15 protein-coding genes and 1 riboswitch are annotated in these 26,232 nt (G+C 41.7%); of the genes, 6 read left to right on the forward strand and 9 right to left on the reverse strand.

Annotation, left to right across the window (positions count from 1 at the left end):
- Nucleotides 1–24: 24 nt before the first annotated feature.
- From LX64_RS16735 to LX64_RS16750, 4 genes are all read right to left on the reverse strand, one after another.
- Nucleotides 25–1,596, reverse strand: a complete 1,572-nt coding sequence (locus tag LX64_RS16735; protein ID WP_111598834.1) for a PKD domain-containing protein — start codon at nucleotides 1,594–1,596, stop codon at nucleotides 25–27.
- A 40-nt stretch (nucleotides 1,597–1,636) separates the two neighbouring features.
- The gene (locus tag LX64_RS16740; RefSeq protein ID WP_211324836.1) at nucleotides 1,637–2,785 is read right to left on the reverse strand and encodes a YncE family protein; all 1,149 of its coding nucleotides are present in this window, start codon (nucleotides 2,783–2,785) and stop codon (nucleotides 1,637–1,639) included.
- Between the two features lie 13 nt (nucleotides 2,786–2,798).
- Nucleotides 2,799–4,814, reverse strand: a complete 2,016-nt coding sequence (locus tag LX64_RS16745; protein WP_211324837.1) for a TonB-dependent receptor plug domain-containing protein — start codon at nucleotides 4,812–4,814, stop codon at nucleotides 2,799–2,801.
- Nucleotides 4,815–4,929: 115 nt separating this feature from the next.
- A riboswitch (cobalamin riboswitch) is annotated at nucleotides 4,930–5,137 on the reverse strand.
- Between the two features lie 547 nt (nucleotides 5,138–5,684).
- Nucleotides 5,685–7,304, reverse strand: a complete 1,620-nt coding sequence (locus LX64_RS16750; RefSeq protein ID WP_211324838.1) for a beta-N-acetylhexosaminidase — start codon at nucleotides 7,302–7,304, stop codon at nucleotides 5,685–5,687.
- A 227-nt stretch (nucleotides 7,305–7,531) separates the two neighbouring features.
- On the opposite strand from LX64_RS16750, the gene LX64_RS16755 reads away from it, so the two are divergent.
- A complete protein-coding gene (locus LX64_RS16755) occupies nucleotides 7,532–10,192 on the forward strand; it encodes an alpha-L-rhamnosidase (RefSeq protein WP_111598836.1) in 2,661 nt (886 codons plus the stop codon).
- A gap of 28 nt (nucleotides 10,193–10,220) precedes the next feature.
- Here the strand turns inward: LX64_RS16755 and LX64_RS16760 are convergent, their stop codons facing one another.
- Complete coding sequence (locus LX64_RS16760; RefSeq protein ID WP_148707354.1) at nucleotides 10,221–11,297, reverse strand: hypothetical protein; 1,077 nt, start codon at nucleotides 11,295–11,297, stop codon at nucleotides 10,221–10,223.
- A gap of 845 nt (nucleotides 11,298–12,142) precedes the next feature.
- On the opposite strand from LX64_RS16760, the gene LX64_RS16765 reads away from it, so the two are divergent.
- Complete coding sequence (locus LX64_RS16765) at nucleotides 12,143–13,189, forward strand: cyclic nucleotide-binding domain-containing protein (RefSeq protein ID WP_111598838.1); 1,047 nt, start codon at nucleotides 12,143–12,145, stop codon at nucleotides 13,187–13,189.
- Nucleotides 13,190–13,258: 69 nt separating this feature from the next.
- On the opposite strand, the gene LX64_RS16770 is transcribed toward LX64_RS16765, so the two are convergent.
- Nucleotides 13,259–14,116, reverse strand: coding sequence for an OmpA family protein (locus LX64_RS16770; RefSeq protein ID WP_111598839.1), 858 nt, complete (start codon nucleotides 14,114–14,116; stop codon nucleotides 13,259–13,261).
- A 484-nt stretch (nucleotides 14,117–14,600) separates the two neighbouring features.
- Between LX64_RS16770 and LX64_RS26240 the strand changes: the two genes are divergently transcribed.
- On the forward strand, nucleotides 14,601–16,310 hold the full coding sequence (locus LX64_RS26240; protein ID WP_111598841.1) for a TPM domain-containing protein: 1,710 nt from the start codon (nucleotides 14,601–14,603) through the stop codon (nucleotides 16,308–16,310).
- 49 nt (nucleotides 16,311–16,359) lie between these two features.
- Here LX64_RS26240 and LX64_RS16785 read toward each other — a convergent pair whose 3' ends face one another.
- Nucleotides 16,360–16,821, reverse strand: a complete 462-nt coding sequence (locus tag LX64_RS16785) for a carboxymuconolactone decarboxylase family protein (RefSeq protein ID WP_111598842.1) — start codon at nucleotides 16,819–16,821, stop codon at nucleotides 16,360–16,362.
- 179 nt (nucleotides 16,822–17,000) lie between these two features.
- Here LX64_RS16785 and pdxR point away from each other — a divergent pair, with 179 nt between their 5' ends.
- The 3 genes from pdxR to LX64_RS16800 all read left to right on the forward strand — a co-directional run bounded on the left by pdxR (nucleotide 17,001) and on the right by LX64_RS16800 (nucleotide 23,521).
- Nucleotides 17,001–18,470, forward strand: coding sequence for a MocR-like pyridoxine biosynthesis transcription factor PdxR (gene pdxR / locus LX64_RS16790; RefSeq protein WP_158538653.1), 1,470 nt, complete (start codon nucleotides 17,001–17,003; stop codon nucleotides 18,468–18,470).
- Between the two features lie 19 nt (nucleotides 18,471–18,489).
- Nucleotides 18,490–22,845: an AAA domain-containing protein gene (locus LX64_RS16795; protein ID WP_158538654.1), complete on the forward strand. Its 4,356-nt coding sequence runs from the start codon at nucleotides 18,490–18,492 to the stop codon at nucleotides 22,843–22,845.
- 67 nt (nucleotides 22,846–22,912) lie between these two features.
- Entirely contained in the window at nucleotides 22,913–23,521 is a 609-nt protein-coding gene (locus LX64_RS16800) for a hypothetical protein (protein WP_111598845.1), read from the forward strand.
- A gap of 57 nt (nucleotides 23,522–23,578) precedes the next feature.
- Here the strand turns inward: LX64_RS16800 and LX64_RS16805 are convergent, their stop codons facing one another.
- Together LX64_RS16805 and LX64_RS16810 are read right to left on the reverse strand one after the other, a co-directional pair.
- Nucleotides 23,579–24,850, reverse strand: coding sequence for a glycoside hydrolase family 71/99-like protein (locus LX64_RS16805; protein WP_111598846.1), 1,272 nt, complete (start codon nucleotides 24,848–24,850; stop codon nucleotides 23,579–23,581).
- A gap of 25 nt (nucleotides 24,851–24,875) precedes the next feature.
- Nucleotides 24,876–26,222, reverse strand: coding sequence for a glycoside hydrolase family 71/99-like protein (locus LX64_RS16810; RefSeq protein ID WP_111598847.1), 1,347 nt, complete (start codon nucleotides 26,220–26,222; stop codon nucleotides 24,876–24,878).
- Nucleotides 26,223–26,232: the final 10 nt, after the last annotated feature.

Raw genomic sequence — 26,232 nt, forward strand, 5'->3', positions numbered from 1 at the left:
CATGGTTTTACATGTAAAAATTAACTAGAGGTTTAAATCAGTAACACCAGCTACTTCCGTAGAAATTTCGCCTAACCAACCACCTTCAGCTCTTTGGCCTGTGTGTACTTTGATAAAGTCGATACCTTTTAGCTTCACGGGCTTACCGTTCTTATCAACTGCCCAATCCAATTTGATTTTCGCTTTTTCATCCGTATTTGACCAGTTATCGGCATAACCGAATTCAAATGCTTCGCTCACGAAATATGTACCTGTACCCGATTTATCGTATACGGTAGCATCGGTGAGTTTAGTGCCTGTGAATGAAATGCTATCGCCTTTCCACAAAGGGTAATAGCTCTGCGAATGGAAGGAGTTTTTAGATAAGTAGCCAGATTTACCTTGGTTATCTTTCCAGCGGATGTAGGTAGTATCATTCAGATATGGATACTCGTCGTTTGGAGTTGGATTCTTATTAGGATCTGGTTTAAAATATGTAATCGTATAGTTCTTCACCGTACGAGGGTTATTGTATTCTGAACCTGCAATTTCGAACCATTCGTCGTCTGGTAAACCATTGCCATTCGCATCGTATGATACGGAAATTACACCGGCTTCAGCCCAGTTAGCAAAGGCATTACCTTTTACTAAGAAACTAGGTTTGCCCGGTTGGTTAATGATCGTGTGATCAAAACCCATTACTACGTAACCACCGAAGCCCCCGAGGCAAATCATAGAGTTACCACTCAATGCTTTTTCTGCTTTCAAAGCCATAGCAGCTGCATTGTCACCTTCTACATAACCTGGTAATTCGTTGATGAACTGGCCTGGTGCAGGGAAGTATTCAAATACTTTTGTAACAGCATTGCTATATGCTTTTTGTTTTACCGTAACCACAATTTCTTGAAAGCCTTGGCCAATACCGTTTTTAACAGTTAATCGAACGCCATAAGCACCTGGGGCAGCAAATATGTGCATGAGTTGCTTTGTAGTACCAATGGTATCATTACCTACTGTCCATGTATATGTAGCATTATCATCATACTCAACATCCGGTGTAATACGTACCCAGCGGAATTGATCGAAGTTGAAACCACCGGCAGGAACCGTGATTTTTACTTCTGGTGATAATGATTTCAATTGGATAGTTTTACCGTCGCCAAATACGAACAACATGGTTTCTTTCAATTGCGCGATTGCTACAATGCCGAAAGCACTTGGGTTCGTAATAGTTGATTTAATACCGGCATCTTTTCCGTCGATAAACCAGTTACCAGTTGTACCAATTGTAATCAGTGGACTAGTGGCAGCTACGGCTACTTTAGTATCTACGTTATCGATCAACCAAGTATTGGTAGTACTTACGCTAAAGAAAGCAGGTTTATCACTCACATTCAATACTGTTCCATCGCTTAAGGTGATATTGTATTTACCGTTTTCGCTTGTGTATGAAGTAATATACAAGCGGTTATTCATGGCCGTGAGCAGGCTTTCATATTTCGCCATTTGCTCTTTCAATTTATTGACATCATCTTTCAGATCATCAATATCGCCCTTGTAACAGCCGCTGAATACTAAAGTAATCACGGCTACAAATAAGCATAGTTGTTTTTTCATTGTGCTTTTTGATTGATATATAAACTATTTCCGTATCATGTTATTTCACACCGTACACAAAGGCAAAGTGTGCTGGAATATCGCCCGTGGTAACCGACCATTTCTTTACACCATCTGCCCCAAAACAATACAAGGTACCGGGACTTACATAGTCTTTTGCGTCGGTTAGGAAGATCTCTTTTGTAATAGGATTGATTGCTATACCGTAAGGCATTTTCACACCCTTATCGGTGCCGTCGGTAATGAAATTCTTATTCAGTAATTGATCTGTTTTCAGATCAAGCATATTGAAAGCGATGGTTGTTTTGCCCGTATTGTAATTGAATTCAGTGCCGTATAAATAAGCAGTATCGCCGGCAATAGCCAAGTTGCTCACAGAGAAATCGATTTGCTTTACAACAGTATTTGTTTTCGTATCGATTTTAAATAAGCGGGAAGGTTTCGTGTAATAATCACCACGTGAGCTTACATAGAGATTACCTCGATTATCAGCCTTTAAACGGTGTAAATTAATGGCAACGTTGATCTTTTTGATTTCTTTAAAAGAAGCTAAATCCACCACGGAAACGGTAGAATCGTAATTTGGGAAACGGTAACCACCGGAATTTGCTACGTATAAATTATTTCCTACAATAGCCATCTCTTCCGGTTGATAACCTACAATTACTTCACGTGTAATATTCAATGTAGCTGTATCTAATTCAATAACTTTACCGATAGGCGCATTAGGATCTAATTCTACCGGTCCGGCGTAGGAGCTGATATAAGCTTTACCATTCGCAAAGGTTACATACCTACAGTTTAGTATCTCTACTGTTTTCACGCGTTTAGCAGTGGCTACATCCATGATCTCTAAACGGTTGGATACATTAATAACTGCATATACTTTGCTACCATAAACACGGATATCATTACCCACATCGCCGAGTTCTTTCACGGCTGTAGGGTTGGCTTCTGCGTAGATATTCTGTTTGTATAATCCCGATGTATAATCGTAATAATCCAAGGAAGCTTTATTACTTCCCATGTTCCCTTCATTCAATAAATAAAAACCAATAATACTCGTAGGTACACTGGGGGTATCTACAGGTGTAACGGTTGGAGGAAGAATAGTATCCTCTGTTCTACAACTCGAAAAATAAACGAGGCCGAGCGCGGCTGCGGCTAATGCATATTTTTTCATTCGCATGATATTCATTTTTTTAAAATCCCACGCGTATCGTGGCTTTCACATTAGTGCCGGGCATTGGATAGTTCAGCACTACATCATAGTATTGGTTAAAAATATTGTTCACTTGGAAGCTTGCCATCCAATCTAACATACCGGTTCTAAACTTGCGTGATACTGATATATCGCTCGTATACCAAGGTTGGACATAGTTGGCGCGAATATTTGCTTTGGCGTTGTAACGTTCTCCTGTGTAGATGTAACTATAATTAAAATCCCATTGCTTGTAACTCGCCTGTAGTATCAATGATCCGCTATGTTTCGGTATGTATAGAATTTGATCTTTGTAATAAGTATCCTTCGGATCTGAAAAATCCTGCGCCAATTGGAAGGTATAAACGGCTCGTGCCGACACAGTGAGCGACTTTGCTACTTGTAACTCCGTGTACCCTTTCATGTCTACCCCATGTATTTTTACAAAGCCCAAGTTCATCATCGACCAGCGGAATTGGCTAACCGTAGGCATGGCTACGATTTTATCTGTTACCTCGTTGTAATAAGCATCTGCTTCGAACCCTACTTCGTTAATGATACCCTTTTCGTATTTTTTGTTATACGTTAAACCCACATTGTATTGCGTAGCGTATTCGGGTTTTAAGTACGAATTACCAATTTCTGTGTAGTACAGGTCGTTGAACGTAGGCATCCTAAAGATGCGCTTATAGAAGGCACGTAAATAGAAGTCCTTGTAATGTGTAGGTTGATATTGTAAGAATACAGCTGGTGTTACTTCTCGTTTAGGAGGTGAAGCAGTTTTGATTTTTACTGTTTCATCTACAATGGTGGTAAGTGCATTCGCTTGTATTTTGAAGCGATTCCAATAAGCAGCTGTTGAAGCGGCTATTAATACGGTGTTCCTTGTTGGATATGCAAAATCACGCATCGTGGATTCCATGGAATTGTATTGATAATCGGTCGACAAGGCTACATCCCAATTGGGTAATATGGAATACTTCTGCGCAATAGAGAAGTAAGATTGTTTTTCGTAATACTTGTTATCTACACGGAGTAACGCGGTATCGGGAGCAATATATCGAACGTAATCGCTGGCGTATTTACCACTTAGCAAAAGGGAGTACTTCTTCGTGATATCTTTTTTGAAAGTTGATTGTACAAAGAAGTTTCTATCCATTTGTCGATCTACGTGCCCGAAAACCCCTGCCACTACGAATCCCGGTAATCCGCGATCCGAATCATAATAGTAGAATTTCGCCGACCACTCTCCTCCTTTCATCATCCCGTTAAAACCACCTTCTACACGTCGTGCTGTGATATCCCCGTTCTTACGGATAGCGGTTGTATCATACCCTTCCTTCTTCTTATACCTGAACTTATATTCTCCATCGGCATAGGTATATTCAGCGCTTAATGAAGCGGATACTTGATCGTTTATCTTATGTTGATAAATCAACGATGGATTTAACAAGCCAAATGACCCAGTTCTAAAAGTACCGGCCACATGTACTTTTTCTTTGCCTTCGAATGATGGTTTCTTGGTGTATAAGTAGATGGAACTTGCAGAGGAATAGTCTTTAGCGGTTTGCAGGATATTACTTTTCTGTCCATTATATAACGATACAATGTCCATGTAATCCAATGAGAACCTACCTAAATCTACTTGTCCATTTTGCGCATTGCCCAGCTGTATACCATCGTAGAAAACACCTACATGGTTAGTGCCCATACTACGTACATTCACGGTTTTTAAGCCGCCTATGCCACCATAGTCTTTAATTTGGATACCAGAAAAAAAGCGTAGTGCATCTGCTACGGAATACGTATTCAGTCGCTGCAAAGTGGCACCTTGCAGGCTTTGCGGGGGCGATATATATCGATCGGCCCTTGCACCCAAAATGGAAACTCCTTTCAATTGCTTTGTAGTAGCTGTATCTACTTGTTGTGCAAAAATTTGCATGGTTGGTATCACAACAAGTAAGCATACGAAAAGCAATGCCTTTTCCAAAGAACGGAGGTGTTCGATGAATTGCATACTAGATTAAAACTGTTAGATAAATAATATCAACAGCCTTCGCCATAGGAAAAACCCCATTGAAAATAACAACAATGCTATTGCCAGTACTCTCAAGCTCCATTCCACGAAAGCTTAAAAAACGAATTGCATGGCAGGTATTCTGGCTTATCTCAGCGCCAGGCGGCCTTCCCATCTCTATTTTCATAGAAACAGTGGCGAAAGAATGCCTGTGCTTATTATTGAGAATTACAGCAGCGGGACTGCCCGGGAGTTACACCCGAGTTCCCTTTTAATCGCGGATTATGGTAGTAATACGCGAACCAATGCGGTGCAAATGTAGTGTATTACAAGGGGAAATCAAATTTTGTCTTGCAAACGGTGGGGGTATAAGTATGGTTCGGGTATGTATAGTTAATATAAATCCTATTTGTTACTTTCTTTGCTTCTCCAAAGAAAGTAACCAAAGAAAGGAGGAAAAACGGCGAAAGACTGCGTCGCCGTTTTATCGGGATGTCGATGGGGCTTTGGTGCTACTGTGGTGAATGGCGTTAGGTCTTTGGGGGGCGTGTTGTGTTGGGGTGTGGTTTGTTGTTGTTGGGGTTATGTTCGCTTGGGAGCAAGAGAATAATTGATTTTTCTAATTTAGTGTTTACGTAGTGAAATATATACACATGAAAAGTATACAACTGAATTTCTCGTCCATCCTATGTAATGCAATGCTTTTCTACATGGATAATTATGTGTGTTGGATAATGAAGAAAGTATGCATTTTGTGGAGAAAATCGTTTGGACTACTTACTGGGGTTTTAATGTACAATATTGCGAGGTTATTTACTTGTGTTTAGGGAAATGTAATGGGGGGATGCTAGGTGCATCCCCTTGTAATATTTAGTCTTTATAATCGCTTACCGTACGTTTCTTTGGAATGGGTTCGCTATGTAAAGTGGGTGTTGTTGGATTGTAGTAGTAGATATTGGCTTCATCGAAAAGTGGGAACTGGCGTTCTAGCTTTTGTAGGAAGGCTGGGTAATCTTTTTGGGATGGAGGTGTCCAGGACATTTCGGCGAAGGCGCAAATGCGGGGGAACAGAAGGTAATCGAGGCGTTCGTTGTTGGACACTGTTTCAGTCCATAGGTTGGCTTGCACGCCTTTGATGAGGTATTGTTGATTGGGTTTCGCCAAGGATAGTGGAGAGAATTGGTATACTTCTTCCAGTGGATTATAGCGTTTGTTCCATTTACGGCCGTGGCGATGGGTACTGTCTTGTACGAAATCGAAGTATAATGGTAGGCGGGGACAAATAACTGTACTATATCCTTTTTGAAGGGCTAATTCGAGTTGTTGGGGTTTGTCGTGACGCCACCAGTAGATGATTGTTTTTTCGCGCGGTAGATCAGCTTCTGCCATTTCATCCCAGGCAAGTACTTTTGCTTGGAGAGACATGATGGTATCGGCCATGCGCTGCATGAAATAGTTTTCGACTGCTTTTAAATCCTTTAGTTGTTTGCGTTGCATTAATTGTTGAATGGCTGGGTCTTTCGGCCATTCTTCGTTGCCATAGCTTACTTCGTCTCCACCAATGTGGAGCATGCGAGAAGGGAAAAGTGTATTGGCTTCACGGAGAATATTGGTAAGATAATCGTATGTTTCTTCTTTTGCTGGGTTGAAGGTAAACATAGGATGTGCTTTCGAACCACCTCCGCTATATTGTGGGTACGCTTTATTAGCGGCAGTAGCATGACCGGGCATGTCTATTTCCGGCACCACCGTTATGAAACGTTCTGCTGCGTATTGTACAATTTCCTTTATATCGGCTTGGGTATAGTATTTAGCGGGTGCTATAGCATTGGTGAAGTCGCCTACGCCGCCAATTAAGGCTAACTTGGGATATTGCTTCACTTCGAATCGCCAACCTTGTTCGTCGGTTAAATGCCAATGGAAGGTATTCAATTTATAAAAAGCCATCCAATCCAATAAAGACTTCACCTTCTCTTTCCCGAAAAAATGGCGGGCTTCATCTAACATAAACCCGCGCCAGCCTAATAATGGGGCATCATCAATATTCCAGCAAGGCAAAGCCACCGTATTATTCTTGGCTGCTTGTATTCGCGATAATTGCAACAGCGATACCAAGCCATAGAAGATTCCGTTCGGGGTATTCGCTTGTATTACAATTTTATTTGGCTGCATTACTACGCTATAAGCAGATACATCTTTATTCGCCAATTTCTTCAGCTCTAATGAAATATGCGCACCAGTAGGATTACTAGCGACTTGCAATGGGATATTCTTCGATTGTAAAATTGCTTGTTGAAAGTAATAGGCTACAGGCTGTAATGATAGATCGCTGTAAGTAATGGGTGTGTAGGTCGACAATACAAATTCCCCGTTTCCTGCAGATGATTTAGCAGGTTGAGGAATGATTGGACAATTCGATTGTTGTGCATGTGCGATCATTACATAGCACATACATAACATCAACGTGAATAACGCGGAAATACGCAGCATGGATCAAAATTTTTATAATGATACAAAACTAGAAGAATACTTAATAGTTATACTGCAAATAACACCAGTATCTTGCAAATCAATATTATGATGGCAAAGAGCCCATTGAACGATTATAACAGGTAACTTACATTGAAACAACCGCATTTTGTCGATTGATGGATAGCCGGTTTTGATAATCGACCCGAACGCCGTATTTTTCCCGTCCATCAACACAAAATCTATACATGTTTCGTCGAGTTATAATGACCGTGCTTTTTGCCGGGATTTGTGCCAGCGCTATTGCCAGCGACTTTACTTTACAGCGTTTACAATGTGAATACATGGTTCGCCCGTTGGGGATAGATGCTGTACAACCCCGATTTACTTGGCAAATGGCAACTCCAAACCAGCCAGCAAAACAAGTAGCTTTCGTAATTCGCCTAGCGGCCGACAGCACAACGTTGGCCAGCCAACCCAGCTTCACCAGCGAAAAAATACAGTCGGGCCAACAACTATTCACATATAACGGTCCTACGCTAAAACCATTTACCAAGTACTATTGGCAGGTGCAAACATGGGATCAAGATGGGCATACACACATAGCAACCAGTAGTTTTGAAACCGGGATGGTGAATAAAAACAATTGGAAAGGTGCGTGGATTGCAGATCGCCTCGATATCCATGCCAAGCCTGCTCCCCTCTTCCGCAGGGCATTTCAAGCCAATAAACCCATTAAGCAAGCACGCGCATACATTGCCGCGGGTGGCTTGTACGAGTTATATATCAACGGGCAAAAGATCAGCTCGCACCAGCTAGATCCTATGTATACCCGCTTCGATCGACGCACATTGTATGTAACACATGATGTAACAACCGCTTTACAACAAGGCAAAAACGCCGTGGGTGTTATGCTTGGAAATGGCTGGTATAACCATCAATCTACCGCTGTATGGGATTTTCATAAGGCACCTTGGCGTGCACGTCCTACTTTCTGTATGGACCTCCGCATTACTTATACCGATGGCACGGAAGAAACCATTGCAACCGATCGCGATTGGCGCACATCATTATCACCCGTAGTTTTCAATAGTATTTACACAGCAGAACATATTGATGCACGCAAAATCCAAAACGGTTGGAATACGGCTAATTTCGATGATAGTAAATGGGGTGGTATCATATACCGTGCTGCACCATCTATGAATATAGTGTCGCAGGTAATGCATCCCATCGAACGGGTAGAAACCATTCTACCGGTATCGATGCGCAAAATCAATGATCGTCAATATATTTTCGACTTAGGACGGAATATCAGCGGCGTCTCTGAAATTACATTGAAAGGTGATGCCGGTACAGAAATTAGGGTACGACATAGTGAATTACTGGATAGCGCAGGCAATATTGACATGTCAAACATTGATGTACACTACCGTCCTACCGACGATAAAGATCCATTTCAAGTAGACATTTACACACTTGCGGGTATAGGCACTGAAACTTTCTCTCCACACTTTAACTACAAAGGATTTCAATACATTGAAGTAACTAGTAGTACACCTATAGCACTTACGAAAGAAAGCGTGGTGGCTTACTTTATGCACAGTAAAGTACCGCCAATAGGTGTTATCAGCACATCCCAAAGCACCTTGCAAAAGCTATGGTGGGCAACGAATAACGCTTATTTATCGAACCTATTTGGCTATCCAACAGATTGTCCACAGCGCGAAAAGAATGGCTGGACTGGCGATGCACATATAGCTGTAGAAACCGGGTTGTACAATTTCGATGCTATTACGGTGTATGAAAAGTGGCTAGCGGATCACCGCGACGAGCAGCAACCGAACGGTGTATTACCTTCGATTATACCTACGGGTGGTTGGGGCTACGAATGGGGTAACGGTCCAGATTGGACGAGCACCATTGCCATCATTCCTTGGCAAGTATATATGTTTTATGGCGATACTACCCTCCTTTCACGCTCGTACGAAGCCATGAAAGCATACGTAAACCACATCACCGATATTTCCCCGGACGGCATTACTACTTGGGGATTGGGCGATTGGGTACCCGTAAAATCTACCACACCTGTACCTTTCACATCTACGGCATACTATTTCGCCGATGCTACCATTGTAGCAAAAGCAGCCAAGATATTGGGCAAAACAGGCGATTACATTCAATATTCCAAATTAGCGAACACGATTAAAAATGCCTTCAACGAAAAGTATTTAGACCGATTGAATGCAACGTACGGGAAAGGTCAACAAACGGAAATGAGTGTACCATTATATTGGGGCCTTGTACCGAATGAACTAAAGTCGGTTGTTGCTGCAAACTTAGCGAAACGCGTAGCGCAAGACAATTACCACCTTGATGTAGGCCTACTAGGAACCAAGGCGATATTGAATGCACTAACTGAAAATGGGTACGACGATGTTGCCTATAAAGTAGCTTCGCAGAAAACCTTCCCATCATGGGGTTACTGGGTGGAAAACGGTGCTACTACTTTATGGGAAAACTGGCCACTAAAAGCCAAATCCGATATTTCGCGCAACCATATTATGTTTGGCGAAATTGGGGCATGGTTGTATAAGGGTATTGCAGGTATATACCCCGATGAAAACCAAGCAGGCTTTAAACACATTTTACTCAAACCTTATTTCCCGGCCGACTTGAACGATTTTGCGGTGAGCCACGAAGGGCCCTACGGTCAAATCAGCACGTTGTTCCAACGCAATAAGAAAGTGATTACTTACCAAGTAACCATTCCACCGAATAGTTCAGCTACATTAACGTTTAAAGGCATCTTTAAAAGCGTTCAAATGAAAGTTGATGGCAAATTAACGCCTGTAAGTACGCAGGATATTGCATTATCGGCAGGTACTTATCAATTTGAATTGAAATAAATCATCTTCAATGGAAGGCCAATATGCATTACGTTAGTGGATGTGTATTGGCTTTTTTGTTGGGAGGTGGCATGAAATGATTGATTTCCTTGGATGCGTTAATGACCGGCTGCTTTCGCTTGCCCTTGCTATTACCATTTTGCGGTATAGGTATGTTTGATTGATGTAGCATATCCAGTGCCGAAACGGTGACGGCTGCTGTTGGTTTAACAGGTACTTTCTTCGGTGTTGCACTGGCTACTCGTTTAGGCTTACTGGGTTCTTGCATCGTTGCCCGCATTCCTTTATTTTTCGGTACTGTTGGGGGTACTGCATCCTTTGCTGCTTTTTTGTTAGCGCTGGGTAACGCCGACAGTTTGGCCGGCTTTGGGAACACTTCAGCTATAGCCATCGCATTCAAGCGATTGCCTTTTACACTGTACGCTCGGCCATTTTCTATTTCCACGAATGCAATTCCTACCGACACAAATAAATGCCGTGGATCGTCTGCTAAGAAGGTGAGCGGTAATACAAATGCTTCTACCATGGGTGCATCTAAAGGTAACGTATTCGTTACCATGCAAGTTGTTTCTGTTTGATGGTTGTCGAAGTTAATCGCGTGAATAGAGGCTACCATTTTGAAATGCGTAGCATTTTTCGGTGCGCGTATTTCATTTAGCGGGGTAAATGCAGGAAATGCCACCGCAGCTTGACCTAACGAGCGATCTAGTGTTACTTTATACTTTGCATTACAAGTACGATAGAACTTAGCTTGCTGGTTGAATTGAAAATCATCTAGTACGGTAACGTTGCCTGCTTCTACAGTACGCATACCACGTTCATGGGTGGTATCTGCTTTCAAGGCCTCGAATAGTTTGGAAGACAACCTTCTGTACATTGTACTGTCTGGGAACAAGTTTGTTATCTCGCTAAAAGCCATACGAATATTAGCGGCCACTTGCGCAACCTTGCCAAATTCCTTGCGGTGTGAACGAATGCCATCGTACCGCTCGCTATCCCAGTTAATTGTTTTCTGTAGGCGGCCATTCTTCATAAAGCCACTTTCCTTTAGAAAGGTGAAAATTTGTTCCAAATCTTGGAAACTTAAATTAGATCGCTTTTTCATTTTGGATCATTTTTAGGTTAACTCGGCCAATGTGCGCCGTTAAAATGAAGATAATAAAAAATCAAATTAAATCCGCAAAAATTTTCGACTTTTTTATTCTTACATTCTTTGTATAAAACATTAGTAACCAATAAATTACTTTACACTGTAAGCAACTATATATCCATGAAAAAACGATATAGAAATCGCTCTAAATAAGGGGTTACAATTAGAAGAAATGGGTGATAAATTAAGGCGTATGTAACAAGGTATTGATAACAATGTATAATGCAATAGGCTGAATCTGAACGAAGCAGCACAAAATCACGATTGGTAATAAGGGAACAATAAGGAAGTAATAAGGGAACAGTTGGGTAACTACGATGAAGTATAAGGGTAAATACGATGTAAGTACGAAGGAGTTATAGTGAAACTACATGGAATTTACATGGAAAGTACAAGAGATTTACTTGGAAAGAGCATGGGAAAAGCATGAGAATAGCATACTTATATATTTAGCATCACAGTCTTAAATAGGGGAATTACTTCGTAAGAACCTCACAACAAGCTGGTTTTCATTTAATCAACAAAAGTAAAGTCCTTCATGATCATTTTTCGCAAGGCAAATGACAAAAGAAGGTAGCTACCAGGGAAGTAACACCTAAACGAGCTACAGGGCTTTTATTGTTTGATTCATTTGGCGTATGCTTGCTCCACTTACTAGAGGTGACTATACTACAAATATACGTAATACCATTGGCTATTAAGTTGCATACAGCCATTTAATTCATGTTCAATCTTGCCTAAAAAAAGTGACTGATATGGCAGCTATGCGAACAAATTAGGCAACAGGTTGTTGGAAAAACATGCTAACGCTTTTACTTATCAATAACGACCACCTGGCTACTGAAGACATGGCGGCGGTGCTGCGTTTAGAAGAATACGAAGTTTTAATAGCCGGTACCGGCGAGTTGGGTATTGAATTAGCGCAAGAAAACTTGCCTAGTTTAATTATCTGCAAAACGGGTATGCCTGGGATTGATGCATTTGGGGTGATGAAGGCTGTGCGTAAGCGCGATGCATTGAACTTAGTGCCTTTTGTGTTTTGGTCGGATGAATGGAACCCACATACGTTTAGAACTGCTATGGACGAAGGGGCAGATGATTTTATCTTCCCTCCCTTCAACAACCACAACTTGCTAACACTTGTTAAGAACCGCATTAAACGTAGCCAGCAACAACTCAAAAAAGCACGAAAATTATCCACCGAAGGCAACACAACCGTTACACAAGCTATCCACCAACTCATTAGCAACCGCAACACCATTCGTTTAGCCCCTTACGAAACCGTTTACAAGGAAGGAGGTATACCCCGCAATTTCTACTATATACTATCTGGGAAAGTGAAAACGGTGAAAACACATAATGATGGGAAGGAACTTGTAATAGGCCTATATAAAAAGAAAGACTTCTTTGGTTACATGGCAATACTTGAAAATACACATTACTTAGCGACTGCCATCACTATGGAAGAAACCGAGTTAGTGGTGATTCCAAAAGAAGATGCCATCGATATACTTGAACAGTCGCCTTCTATCCTCAACCGACTTATTCTTATGTTGGCCAATAATCTTACTGAAAAGGAAGAAAGACTTGTTAGTATTGCTTACAATTCACTCCGCAATAAAGTAGCCAGTGCGCTCATTCATCTACGTGATAAATATAAATCCGACGATCAACATCCCTTTAAAATCAGCATTCCCCGCGATGAATTAGCTTCTATTGCAGGTACTGCCACAGAGTCGTTAATTCGTACGCTACATGATTTCAAGTCGGAGAAACTGATACAAATAGCGAAAGGGAAAATTGAATTATTACATGAAGAAAAGTTAGAACGCATTGCCAATAAATAAAAAAGCAACAGGCGTTTTTTAGGCGCCTATTGCTAACTTGTTGCTCATAAAATCAAAACAGGTCTATTATTACCTTTGAGGAGTTTCTAATAATTTAAAGAATTGGTCTAATTCCGGTAAGATCACGATTCTTGTTCTTCTATTTTTACTTCTACCTTCTGCTGTATCGTTCGTGGTTACTGGTACATATTCACTACGTCCTGCTGCCGTCATTCTTGCCGGTGGAATATGGTATTCGTTTTGTAAGATACGAACCACGCTGGTAGCACGTTTCACACTCAAATCCCAGTTATCTAATAATACGCCGCGTGCGAATGGTACCGGGTCCGTATGCCCTTCCACCATAAACTCTATCTGCGGTTGGTTATTCAGCACTTTCGCTACTTTGCCAAGTACTTCGCGTGCTCGATCGGTTACTTCGTACGAACCGGTTTTGAATAATAGTTTGTCGGAAATGTCTATGTAAACAACCCCTTTATCTATCTTAATGTCAATATCTTGGTCGTCCATGTTCCCTATCACGCCTTTTAAATTCATCACCAATGCCATGTTCAAGGAATCTTTACGCGCCATAGCAGATTGTAAATCTTTGATGTACGCATCTTTTGAATTGATATTGGCGAGTGATTTTTGAATACTTTCTGCTTGGGAGCTGGAGATAACAGACAAGTCGCGTAAATGACCAATCATTTGGTCGTTATTCGCACGTTCTTGTGCAATCTGTGCATTCAAATGGGTGATTTGTTGTTGGGATAAAGCGTTTTGCTTCTTTAATTCGTTGTTACAATCTTGTAATGCTTGTTGGGAAGTATTGTATTTTGATTGTAATTGCGTGTACCTCGCTTCAGATTCTTTCAACTTTTTAGGTGCTGAACACGATGCTAAAAAGGCAATTAATACGGCTGAAGCGGCTAATTGTAATCTCATGACTTCTTCTTTTAGGTAAACAATTTTTCATTCTCTCTTTCACAAAGTCGATCATCTTCTTCTTTACAATTGCAAAGCTACTAGGCTTTGAAAGGGTGAGCAATGATGATGGTCATGCATATACTGATGTTGATCAGTTGTGCTAAGTAGTGCCATGTAAAAAGCCCGTGTCTACTGTGTAGATACGGGCTACATTTGGGGTTTGACTAGCTTGATAAGTGTATGTGTATATGTTAAAACCGAATTCATGAAAAAGGCAACCACCTAGCAGGTTGCCTTTTAACTTATTGTGTGTATGATAAAAAGCTTGTTTGTGCTGTGTTTGATGACACAAAATTACGGCGCGGCAAAAACCTGGGGAATGACGAAGGGTTAAAAATGGGCTGATAATGGTCATTTACCGTTTGGCATCAAACTATCATCCGTAGAAATTAAGTATATTGAACCCGCGAAAACCTTAACACCACTATATTTTAAGCAATCCATGAAAAGATTCTATACCTTGCGCGCCCGGGGTTTTATAGTATTACTAATGCTCATTTTCTCGGCCTGTACGAACCAAACCGCCGAAGATTTTGTGAGTTCCATTCCCGATCCCAAGAAAATTGATGGGGGCTATGTAAGCAATCCGGACAACCTCATTAGCACCGGCGCCGTGAGCGACATCAACACCCAATTATCGGCCTTAGACCAAGCAGGCAAAGCACAAGTGGCGGTGGTACTACTCCATAGTATCGGGGATAAAGATTCTCGCCAATTTGCCCACGAATTATTTAATCATTGGGGAATTGGGAATAAGGAAACAAATAATGGCTTATTGATATTGATGGTAGAAGATGCCCGCAAAATTGTTTTTGAAACGGGCTTGGGACTGGAAGGCGATCTACCTGATGTAATTTGCTTCCGTATACAACAAGAATACATGGTGCCGCGCATGAAAGAAAACAATTATGATGCAGCCTTTATAGATGGTGTGCGTTCCGTTGTTTCCGTTATGAATAACGGCAATTACCAATACCAATTCGATAAATTCGCGCCTTCTAATGACGATCATTCCTTAATAGATCCTGTTACGGTTGATTTAACCAATACCCCCATGCCAACAGCCCCTGTTGCACCACAAGGTATCATCAGCAACAATAGTAACAGCAGTGTACAAGATGATACCCCTATGGTAGATGGTGGTGATATGGCTAGTGCCGGTACGGTAGAATATGCTCCTGGAGAATTAACACAACAATACGACGACGCCTCATCTTATACAGGTGGGGAAATAGAAGAGCCCTTCTTCTTTGGCGCATTCTTCATGTTAATTGGTACGGCTATTTTACTACGTGCTGTGTTTGGTGGTAAAGCACCTAGTAAAACAGATGCTTCGAAAGAACCGGTTTCGTTGAAAGACTTACCTAATAAATATTTCAGGCCCCGCTTTTTTGGTAACATAGCAGTACATGGTACTGTTATTGTATTAGCATTTGTGTGCATCAAGTTTTTCAAATGGCACTTAGGCTTCTTTGCGGCTTGGGGATTGTATTACGTAGCATGGACATTATTGATGCATATTGCCTTTGCCTTTACAGCCATTTGTATAGCAACAGCCAACCGTACAGCTGAGCCCCATCAACGTTGGTGGAATTATGCTTATGGGAATGTTGGATTGAAAATAGCAGCGTACATGTTTCCTATCCCGGGCTTATTCTTGTATAAAAAGTATGTAGATAGCCAGATGAATAAGTACCGTAACGTGCAGTACAATTGCCCGAATTGCTATCACCCGATGGATAAACTGGAAGAATCGGAAGAAGACGCTTACTTGGAACATGGTAGGCAGGTGGAAGAACGTATTAAAAGCGTGGATTATGATGTATGGCTATGTAGTACCTGTAAACACGTGCTTACATTAGCTTACAACAACATGTATTCAGCGGCTTGTAGTTGCCCAAGTTGTCATCATTATACATTTGAAATGAAAAGCGATGTTGTTACGCGTAGTGCTACGGAAGATCATAGCGGGTCGGGATACAGGGTGTATACTTGTGCGGCGTGCAGTAACTCTAAAAGATATAATTACACCATTCCGAGGAAGTCGAGCAGCTCGTCAAGCAGCGGCAGTTCGTCTAGTTCTTCGAGCAGCTCCAGTTCTAGCTGGGGTGGTGGCTCGTCGGGTGGTGGTGGTGCCAGCAGTAGTTGGTAACATGTAAATAGCATGCTGGACATGGCGGCATTCCAGCATGCTATTTTCTTTATACAGTGGCCGGTGTTTCTACAGCCGGTTGTAAATGAGAGCTAACCCCAATGCGGTTCCATGCATTAATGATAACGGTAGCCATAATAATTTGGGCCGTTTTTTCTTGCCCGAATAAAGCGATGGCCTTTTCGTACGTAGGTTCTGTTAAACCAGCATGTGCAATCAATGTAACTTCTTCTACGATCGCAAAAATCAAGCGTTGTGCTTCAGTAAACACTTCCCCAGATTCGCGCCAAGCGCTTGTTAAAATTACTTGTTGTACAGTAGCGCCTGCTTTAATGGCATCGCGGGCATGGGAGTCAACACAATAACCGCAGCCATTGATTTGAGAAGCCCTCAGTTTAATCAATTCTTTATCAATAGGATCAATATCAAATGCTGCTTGCGTGGCATCAAATGCAATCATAGCTTTATATGCGCCAGGTACTACTACACCTGTTTTGAATCTTTGTTTCATGGTTATTTGTTTTCGTTTGATAGTACAAAGTTGAGGGATTACTGGTATGCATTAATAGACCAGTTAGAAGTTATTACCTAGTCCAGTTTTTCTGTGCCTTTATGCGTAATTCAACACAATATTGTACTTTTGTTGGTACAGATTTATCTACAAGGAAGCAATTACAAAGTAGTCCAGTTATGTTACCTTACAGCAAGCTTATCCCCGTTAATAAAAAGGCTGATACGGCTGTTTATTTGCAGATCAGCAATGCGTTTATCAAGAATATTCGTCGTGGTATACTTAAATCCGGCCTAAAGCTGCCGAGTTCCCGTGTATTAGCCACGTTATTACATGTAAATCGCAATACCATTAATGCGGCCTTGGATGAATTACAAGCCCAGGGATGGATAGATATACAACCTAGGAAGGGTATTTTTGTAGCACAGAATTTACCGGTCGTAAAACCAACGATACTTTCGGCCGATCAAATCCAGTCGCGCTATGCTAGTAGTACTAATTACAATATTCACCCGCTAAAGGTTTCAACGCCATTGGCAACCATGGCGCCGCCGTATTTCAAATTATACATCGATGATGGGTTTCCCGATACGCGTTTAGCACCATTAGACTTATTGGCCCGCGAGATTCGTAGGCAAGCGCATTTACCGGCTATGCGGAAATATCTTACATACGGGGCACCGGTAGGTACAGGCCCCTTGTTAGAAGCCTTGGTGAATGTATTATCGGAAACGCGGGGTTTGAATGTTCAACCCAACAATATCCTCATAACAAACGGGGCGCAGATGGGTATTTACTTGGTGGCACGTACCTTGTTACAGGAAGGCGACCAGGTAATTGTAACAGAACCCAACTACTTTTCAGCGAATCTTACGTTTCAACAAGCAGGTGCCATGTTAAACCGTGTACCTGTAGATGAGAACGGGATGGATATCGACGCGGTAGAAATGATTTGTAAGAAGAAGAAGATTCGCTTGCTTTATGCAGTGCCTCATCACCACCACCCTACTACCGTTACATTAAGTCCAGAAAGGCGTATGCGCCTATTGGAACTGGCCGCCAAATACAAATTTGCCATCATCGAAGATGATTACGATTACGAGTTTCACTATACGAGCAACCCCATTTTACCGATGGCTAGCTTGGATAATCATGGGAACGTGATTTACATAGGAACGCTTAATAAATCGTTGGCGCCTACTATACGCGTAGGCTTTATTGTAGCCCCTTCTAACTTCATAGAGATCGCAGCACAAATGAGGCGGATGATCGATTTCCAAGGCAATGCATTATTGGAAAATGCGTTGGCAGAATTGTACAAGAACGGCACCATCATGCGGCATATCAATAAAGTACAGAAGATTTACCACGAGCGGCGCGACCATTTCTGTGAACTACTATCCACTAAATTAGCCGGCAGGGTGGAATTTCATGTACCCAATGGTGGTATGTCGGTTTGGACGCACTTCCCTACTCGACCATTAGAAAAAATTGCCGAGCATGCCATGCAAATGGGACTACGTATTCCGAATTACAGGACTTACAACACAGGGAAAGTGGATTATAATTCAATTAGGATGGGTTTCGCTTCTTTATCGTTAGCAGAGCAGGATAAAGCCGTTGATATTTTGGCTGCCTGCGTGCCCTGATGCTATTTGCCTAGTGTTTGTGAATATCGTATCATTGCGTGCTTGGCGGCTAAAACCGGCAGCATGGAATGACAACATGAATATTTCAGGAATAGAGTTTTTCGATGAGTTACTAGAGTGTGTACAAAGTGGGATGCCTTTTCACGATCAATACGTGCGTATGCGCGCGATTTTGGAACGAGCGTGCAAATTGTTAACGATACACGAGAACATTCAATTTTCGAACCTATTTTCCCGTTTAAACTATGTTTGTCATACCACTGCCCTCTCCAAACGCAAAACTTACCAAATCAATACATTCAGGATACATGCAAACCAAGTATTAAAAACGGGGTATCAACCTACGGAAGACGAATATTTACATGATCTGAAAGCACTTTGTTATGCCTTGCATCATTTTTTCGCGGTAGACATTCCAGCGGAACTATCTGCATTATTACCATTAATTGATTTATACGAGCCGAAAGCCCGTGTAAATGGAATTAAATACGATCGCATCCGGGTAGAGGTAGTAGATATAGACCAAGACTATTTATACGCCATTGATGAAGAAAATGCAGCAGACGAGCCTGTAAAAATCAAGCATCATGAAACAGGCTTTAACTTGGAGTTTAATGAAACAATTGGAAAGCTGTGGAAAGATTGCCAGTTGAACTTAATTGACGTAGTGGTAGATGAGGACAACATCTACTATCCAGCTATCATCATCCTAGAACCAGATTACTTAATAGATATTAGTGCATTGGCTGAATGTATGAAGGAATATGGCAATTCGCCATTGAACTACATACAAAGCAAATTCGAGGCTTTGCGCAATACGAAGCATATATTACTGGGTAACGCGGCGAACCAATTCTTAGATGAATTTGTGAACGAGCAGCCCGGTGAACCGGTAGAATACAAAAAGGCCATTATGAAGGCTTTCAAGACCTTGCCGTTTGAGTATTCTACCTGTGTTGACTTAAAAGAGAAATCGAACGAAATGAGTTTCTTTATGGAAACAAAATCCCAGTTCGACAACATCAAAAGAGTGGTGGCGAAAGCTTTCCCCCCGAAACATATTAACAGGGAAAACGCCTTATTAGAACCTAGTTTTATATGTGAACAACTGGGCGTACAAGGTAGGCTCGATTACTTACAATTACAGTCTAACACGAATGAACAATTTGTGATAGAATTAAAATCGGGCAAGGCTCCATTCCCGGAAGATAATATCGCTTTAATAGGCAAGAACCATCGTTCCCAGCTTTTCATCTATCAAATTTTGATACAAAAAGTATTGGGCATCCCGTTTTCACAACTGAAAGCATTTATCCTCTATTCAAAATACACGGATGAAGATGCGAACTTACGTGTTTCACAGCCTTATATGACGGCCATCAAGGAAATCTTGAATATCCGGAATTTAATTGTAGCTAACGAACACAAGATAGCCACAGATGCGGCGGAAAATGAAACGAAGAATATTATACATGCCATTACACCGGAGAACCTTGTTAATGTAGTTGGTTCTACGAACAAAAATTTCATAGAACGATTTATTGTTCCGCAGATTAATGCATTTAAGCAGCCGTTTGCGCAGGCTTCTCCTTTAGCCTTGGCTTATTTCCATAGCTTTTATGCATTTGTAACAAAAGAGCATTACATATCGAAAGCGGGCGATACGGAATATGATAGCAATAAAGGTATTGCTAGTTTATGGTTGAGTTCTTTGGAAGAGAAATTCGAAGCGGGAGAAATTTTGTACGATTTAACCATTACAAAGCAGCAAGCAGCAGCAGCGAAACCTACGATTACATTAGATATACCAATTTACGAGAAAGAGTTTCTACCCAATTTCCGTGTAGGTGATATTGTGATCCTCTATCAAAGAAATCACATTACCGATAATGTAACCAATAAGCAAATCTTTAAAGGTTCCATTGAAGCCTTATCACCCCATAGCATTACGATTCGTTTACGCAACCAACAACGCAATGCATCGGTGATACCGATGGAGAGTAAATACGCTGTAGAACATGATCATATTGACGCATCGTATACAGCGATGTACCGAGGATTGTATGCTTTATTACAGGCAAATAACGATCGTGTATCATTGTTATTACATCAACGTGCCCCATTAGTTGATGAGCGATTGCAGCTTACTACCAACCACCATTCAGAAGAGGTGACGAATATTGTACGGAAAGCCAAGCAAGCAAAGGATTATTTCCTGTTGATTGGTCCACCCGGTACAGGTAAAACGTCTGTAGCATTGAAACACATGTTGGAGGAGTTTTACAGTGATGATGCATGCAATATTCTTTTGCTTTCATATACGAACCGTGCAGTAGATGAAATTTGTGAATGTTTGGAAACGGTGCAACAGCAGCCACATTATATCCGCATTGGTTCTGCCTTATCGTGCGACCCTCGTTTTAGGCATCGATTATTAGATGAAGTGATAGCGGGTTGTAATAACCGTACAGAGGTGCGTGATGTAGTGCAACAACACCGGGTGTTTGTGGGTACGGTGGCTTCCGTTTCGGGGAAGATGGAATTGTTTAAGTTGAAGCACTTCCAAGTATCGATCGTTGATGAAGCGTCGCAGATATTGGAACCACATTTGTTGGGGATTTTATCGGCTAAAGACGTTGAGGGGCGCAATGCAATTGATAAATTCATCCTCATTGGCGACCATAAACAATTACCGGCTGTGGTATTGCAAAGTGCAGAAGAGGCCATGGTGAAAGATCCCAACTTGCAAGCCATTGGGTTAATTAATCGGAATAACTCGTTATTCGAGCGTTTACACCGTTTGCATAAACATGATGCCGATTCTCCATTGTGGAGCATGTTACATAAGCAAGGACGCATGCACCCTAGCATTGCCTTGTTCCCGAACTACGCGTTCTACCAAGCACAATTGCACCCAGTGCCTACGCCTCATCAATCGGGGGATATTGGGTTTACACAATTTGATGAACATAACCCGGTAGAGAAATTAATTGCTACGGAACGCTTGGTATTTATTCCTAGCAATAAATCGAAAGCACAGAAGAATAACAAAACGAATAACGACGAAGCGAACATAGCTGCATGTTTAGTGAAGCATTTGTACCAATTGTATCAAAAGAATCCTTCGCTTACGTTTAGTCCTGAAAAAAGTATTGGGATTATTACACCTTATCGTAGTCAAATCGCATTGATCAAGCGTAAAATACATGCACTAGGTATTCCAGCGTTGAATATGATTACGGTTGATACAGTGGAAAGGTTCCAAGGGTCGCAACGCGATTTTGTGGTGTATTCTTTCTGCGTGAACCAATATCACCAGCTCGATTTCTTAGCCAATAACATGGAAGAAGATGGTCAAATGGTGGATCGTAAATTGAACGTGGCTATTACACGTGCACGGAAACAGATGTTTGTAACCGGTAATCCTAGTTTGCTTTCTAGCAACTTAACCTATTTCCGCTTCATGGAATTGATTAGGGCGAAGCATGGGTATTTGTATACAAATGCGGCTGATTTTTGTACCGGGAAGTTCCAACATGTGCCGGTAGGTATACCGTTGCCTATGGCGTTGCCTTTGTTCTTTGATGGATTGTTTGAGCAGGTGGTAGAAAAGAAATTGAAAGAGCACCCTGCTACGCAATATCCTATTAGCATATTGGGGAATACCGACGATTTCAATCATTTGAACATCGTGGAATATGGTCGTGCTGATTTTGATGCGGCATGTTATGCTACGAGTGCAGCAGAGAAGTGCTTGGTATATGCCTACTATTACATGCGCAAGCATATAGTGGGCAGCTTGGCGGTATTGGATAATTTCAAAACACCCCTTCAAACTTTTATTCAACAGCATCATCGTCGCGTTACCCTTGTAGATGTGGGTTGTGGACCTAGTACCATGGCTCAAGCTTGGGAAGATACTTTTGGGGCGTCGTTCCATTATATTGGCGTTGATCCGTCGACAGCCATGCTTGATTTAGCAAAGTCGTTTTTAGCTACAGCAGCCTTTCAACACCAAACTACATCACATGTACATGAGATTAGCGAAAGTTACTGGGAGCAACATTGGGAAAAATCGCATGTAGTGATCATCAATTTTGCCCATGTATTTGCCAACCTCTCCAAGGAAGACGCAGAGCAATGGGCAATTCAAATTACCCGTTGGCAGGAACAATTTCCCTTAAATACATTCCTCATTCTTTATCAAAACAATGCTACAGAAGGCAGTAATAGAATGTACGGGTTATTCAAGAAGTTGTTACCACAATTCTCGAACATATCATCACCATACAAACAATACGTTTGCTACCATGATGTTGACATGTCAATCTTCGACACGCACATTAACATGTATGCAGAACTACTAGGAAAATAAAATCATTGATATTGAACAATTTAGGATAAAAAAGCATTGTAATTGGAGCGAACCAACATGCCCGATCATGCGACAACCTATCTTTATTGGCCTTTTCATTGTATTATCGATCCTATGCTATGCCTGTGCTACTACGAATACTAAAATCGTTTCCAGTTGGCGCAATCCAAGTATTCGATTACAGCGTTCTGATATCAATAAGTTTGTTGTAGCCGTTTTTCTTAAGGACGACAGTACCCGGAAGATGGCAGAGAATCTTATTGCCAGGCGGTTCCCAGGCCAAGCCGTGCCGAGTTACGAGTATTTGGGGTTTGATCGTTTGAGCGCCGACACCTCCTTTTATTTGCGCAAAGCGGCAGCAGATGGAAAAGATGGCGTTGTTGTGGTGTATTTATCAAACGTTGATAGAACTAGGAATATCCGGGCTAAAAATATCCAATATTCGCAATCTTGGTCGACAGGAATCAACCAAGCGATTTATGCCCAAGATGTTGTGTTAACCGTACGCGACCAAGCCATTTACCAAGTGCAGGTAGATGTGTATGCAGCTAATAGGAATGCCTTGATTTGGTCGGGGTTAACGAGTACGGTGGACCCGTTTAATGATAAAACGTTAATTCACGATGTAACCACCGAGGTGGTACGCCAGATGAAAAAAGAACGGTTTCTCCAATAAAAAAGCCAATTACGGGGGCGTAATTGGCTGAGGGTTAGGGTTCTGCAAATCAAAAAATTAGTTGCGTTTAGGCATATTGTATTGTAGTGGTATTTGTCGTTTCAACATCTTCGAAGCTTCGCCTGTTAACCACAAATAATGATCCGAGGGTACGCCTTCTAATCCCAAGAAAGTGGCGCCATTCGTAGAAGGCGGTGTATCACTCACCTTGAAAATCGCGGTAGCTTCATTCACTTCATCAAACATGGCTACATATAACATTTGTGAACCTGCGGAAAGCGTGGTAACGATTTGTTGCCAGAAAAAGCGGCCGCCTTGGCGGGGGATACTATTCACAGGCTTTACATCGTCGGGGAACTCGTATTTACTTAGGTTATGCCAGCTAAAACCTGGATATACACAGGGTACATAATCGATTTTACGGGCTTTACACCAAGCAATGTCAGCAATGGTATTGTCGCGTAGGCGATCCATATCGTTGTGTAACAACGGTGAGTAACGTTGTACCGTCCATGGTAATACGATATCACATTGTTCAATGATTTGGTGCAAGTAATTGTCATGTACACAATCTGCATCTAATGTTCTAAATGCAGTGGGTACGCCAATCATTACGGCACAACCACCATATACGGGATCATTCTTTAAGAAATCGATAAAACGTTCCATCCCGATATTCCTAATATCGTATGGTCTATCAGGAAAGCCTACGCCCCAAATAGCTACCAGTGGTTTGCCATTATGTTGTAAGTAGGTTTTAGCACCCGCTTGGTTAGTTACTTTCAGTTGATCGACCAAGTATTTCCAATCTTCAATCAATACTGAACAATCTTCGCCGCTTCTTCTTAAACCCGACAAGTCGTACATCACGGCAATAGCGCGGTTGTATTTACTAGCAGATTTAAAAGCATTGGTAAGAATACCGGCAGAGATAGGATCACGTCGACGGGCATTGTCGAAAAAGCGTTGCATAAATACACCATCCACGCTATACTCTTTCATCCATTTAAAATGCAAGTCTATAGAACTAGCATCGTGGGAGCTGAAAAAGCGGGCCTTTTCACCATTGGGTAATACGAAAGGTGTTGAGTATGTTTTTTCATATTCTTTTACATCTGGCCACATATCGATGCCAGATTTCTGGTAATTCCCGTAAGCGAAATGCTGTGCACCCGACCCATCGCCTTCGGCACGGAACCAACCTTGGTAACCGGCCATTACCAAGCCTTTATAGCTGGTATATTGGGAGTTGGGGTGATGTTTATTTTGGCCGTAAAGACTTACGGCCATTAAACATATACAGCATAGAAAAACAGTTACTTTTTTCATTCTACATTCTTTATCAAATCAATTATTAACGAGTAGGTTTTGTGGCACCATATGTACCTTCACCACGCATCCATTTACCGGCTTGCCCTGTTAACCAGAGGTAATAATCCGGTGCAACATCACTTTCAATCCCTACAAATTTCTTCGAACCATTTAACGGCAAATTGCCTTCTTGTAAACACTTGTAAATAGCAGTGCCTTCATCGATTTCATCGAACATCGCTACGTATAAACTTTGTGCACCCGACATTTTAGCACCGGCCATTTGTTTCCATAGGAAGTCGCCTTTTTCGCGTGGAATAGAATTATAGCTAGCGGGATCATTTTTCAAATTACCCCAGCTAAAACCTGGGAATACAAGCGGTACGTAGGTGATATTATTCGTATTGCACCATTGTAAATCGCCCACTAACTCGCCACCGGCTACTTGTGCGTAGTTGTTATTGTTATAACGCCCTACCGCCCATGGCATCACGATATCGGCACGTTTAATGAGCGGATGAAGGCTAGGAGAATTTTCGGTATCGTTACGCATTGTGCGCCAGTAGTAAGGCACACCTAGCATTAATGATACGCGGTTATTCTTGCCTTTCAAATTGGTTACCAGTTTATCCACATCCGAAATGGAATATTGGCGGTTATCGTTGAAACCTACGCCCCATAATACTACAAGTGGGCGTTTATTATGGCGGAGGTAGGTAGGATTATCGGTGTTGCTGAATAATTTGAAGGTATTTACTAGCTCATTCCAATCTTCTTGGATATAAGCCACGTCGGCACTGTTACAACCGCTGAGATCGTACATAACACAGATAGCACGGTCGTACTTTTTGGCGGCGATTAATGCATTTTGTAATACTTTGTTGAAATGACGTTTCCCTGCAGGATTGGATTTTTTAATTTCAACAACAAAGCGTTGCATAAATACGCCATCGATTCCATAATCCTTCATCCATTTAAAATGTAAATCGATGGTTGATTCATCGTACGGGCTATACATGAAAGCATCCTTTCCATCAGCGAATTTGAAAGGTGTTTTGTATGTTTTGGTATATTCCGACACATCGGGCCACATATCTACGGAGGCGCAACCAGGCAAGAAGCCGCCACAGCTACCATTTTGTAAATGATACCAGCCACGGTTTGATTCGTCGCCAACGGCGGCAAACCAACCTTGATATCCGGCCATTACTAATTTATTGTAGGAAGTATACAGGCAACCGGTTTCATTGTACACGGTATCTTTTTCAGTGCCTGTACCTGGGCCGGGCCCCGTTCCGCCGCCACCGGTAATATTGTTATCGCTTTTGCTAGAGCATGCAATGATAGCAACGATCGTTAAAATCGAAACAAAAAGACAAACTTTCTTCATAAACGTTGGA

The organism is Chitinophaga skermanii, assembly GCF_003259335.1.
Taxonomy (GTDB): Bacteria; Bacteroidota; Bacteroidia; order Chitinophagales; family Chitinophagaceae; genus Chitinophaga; species Chitinophaga skermanii.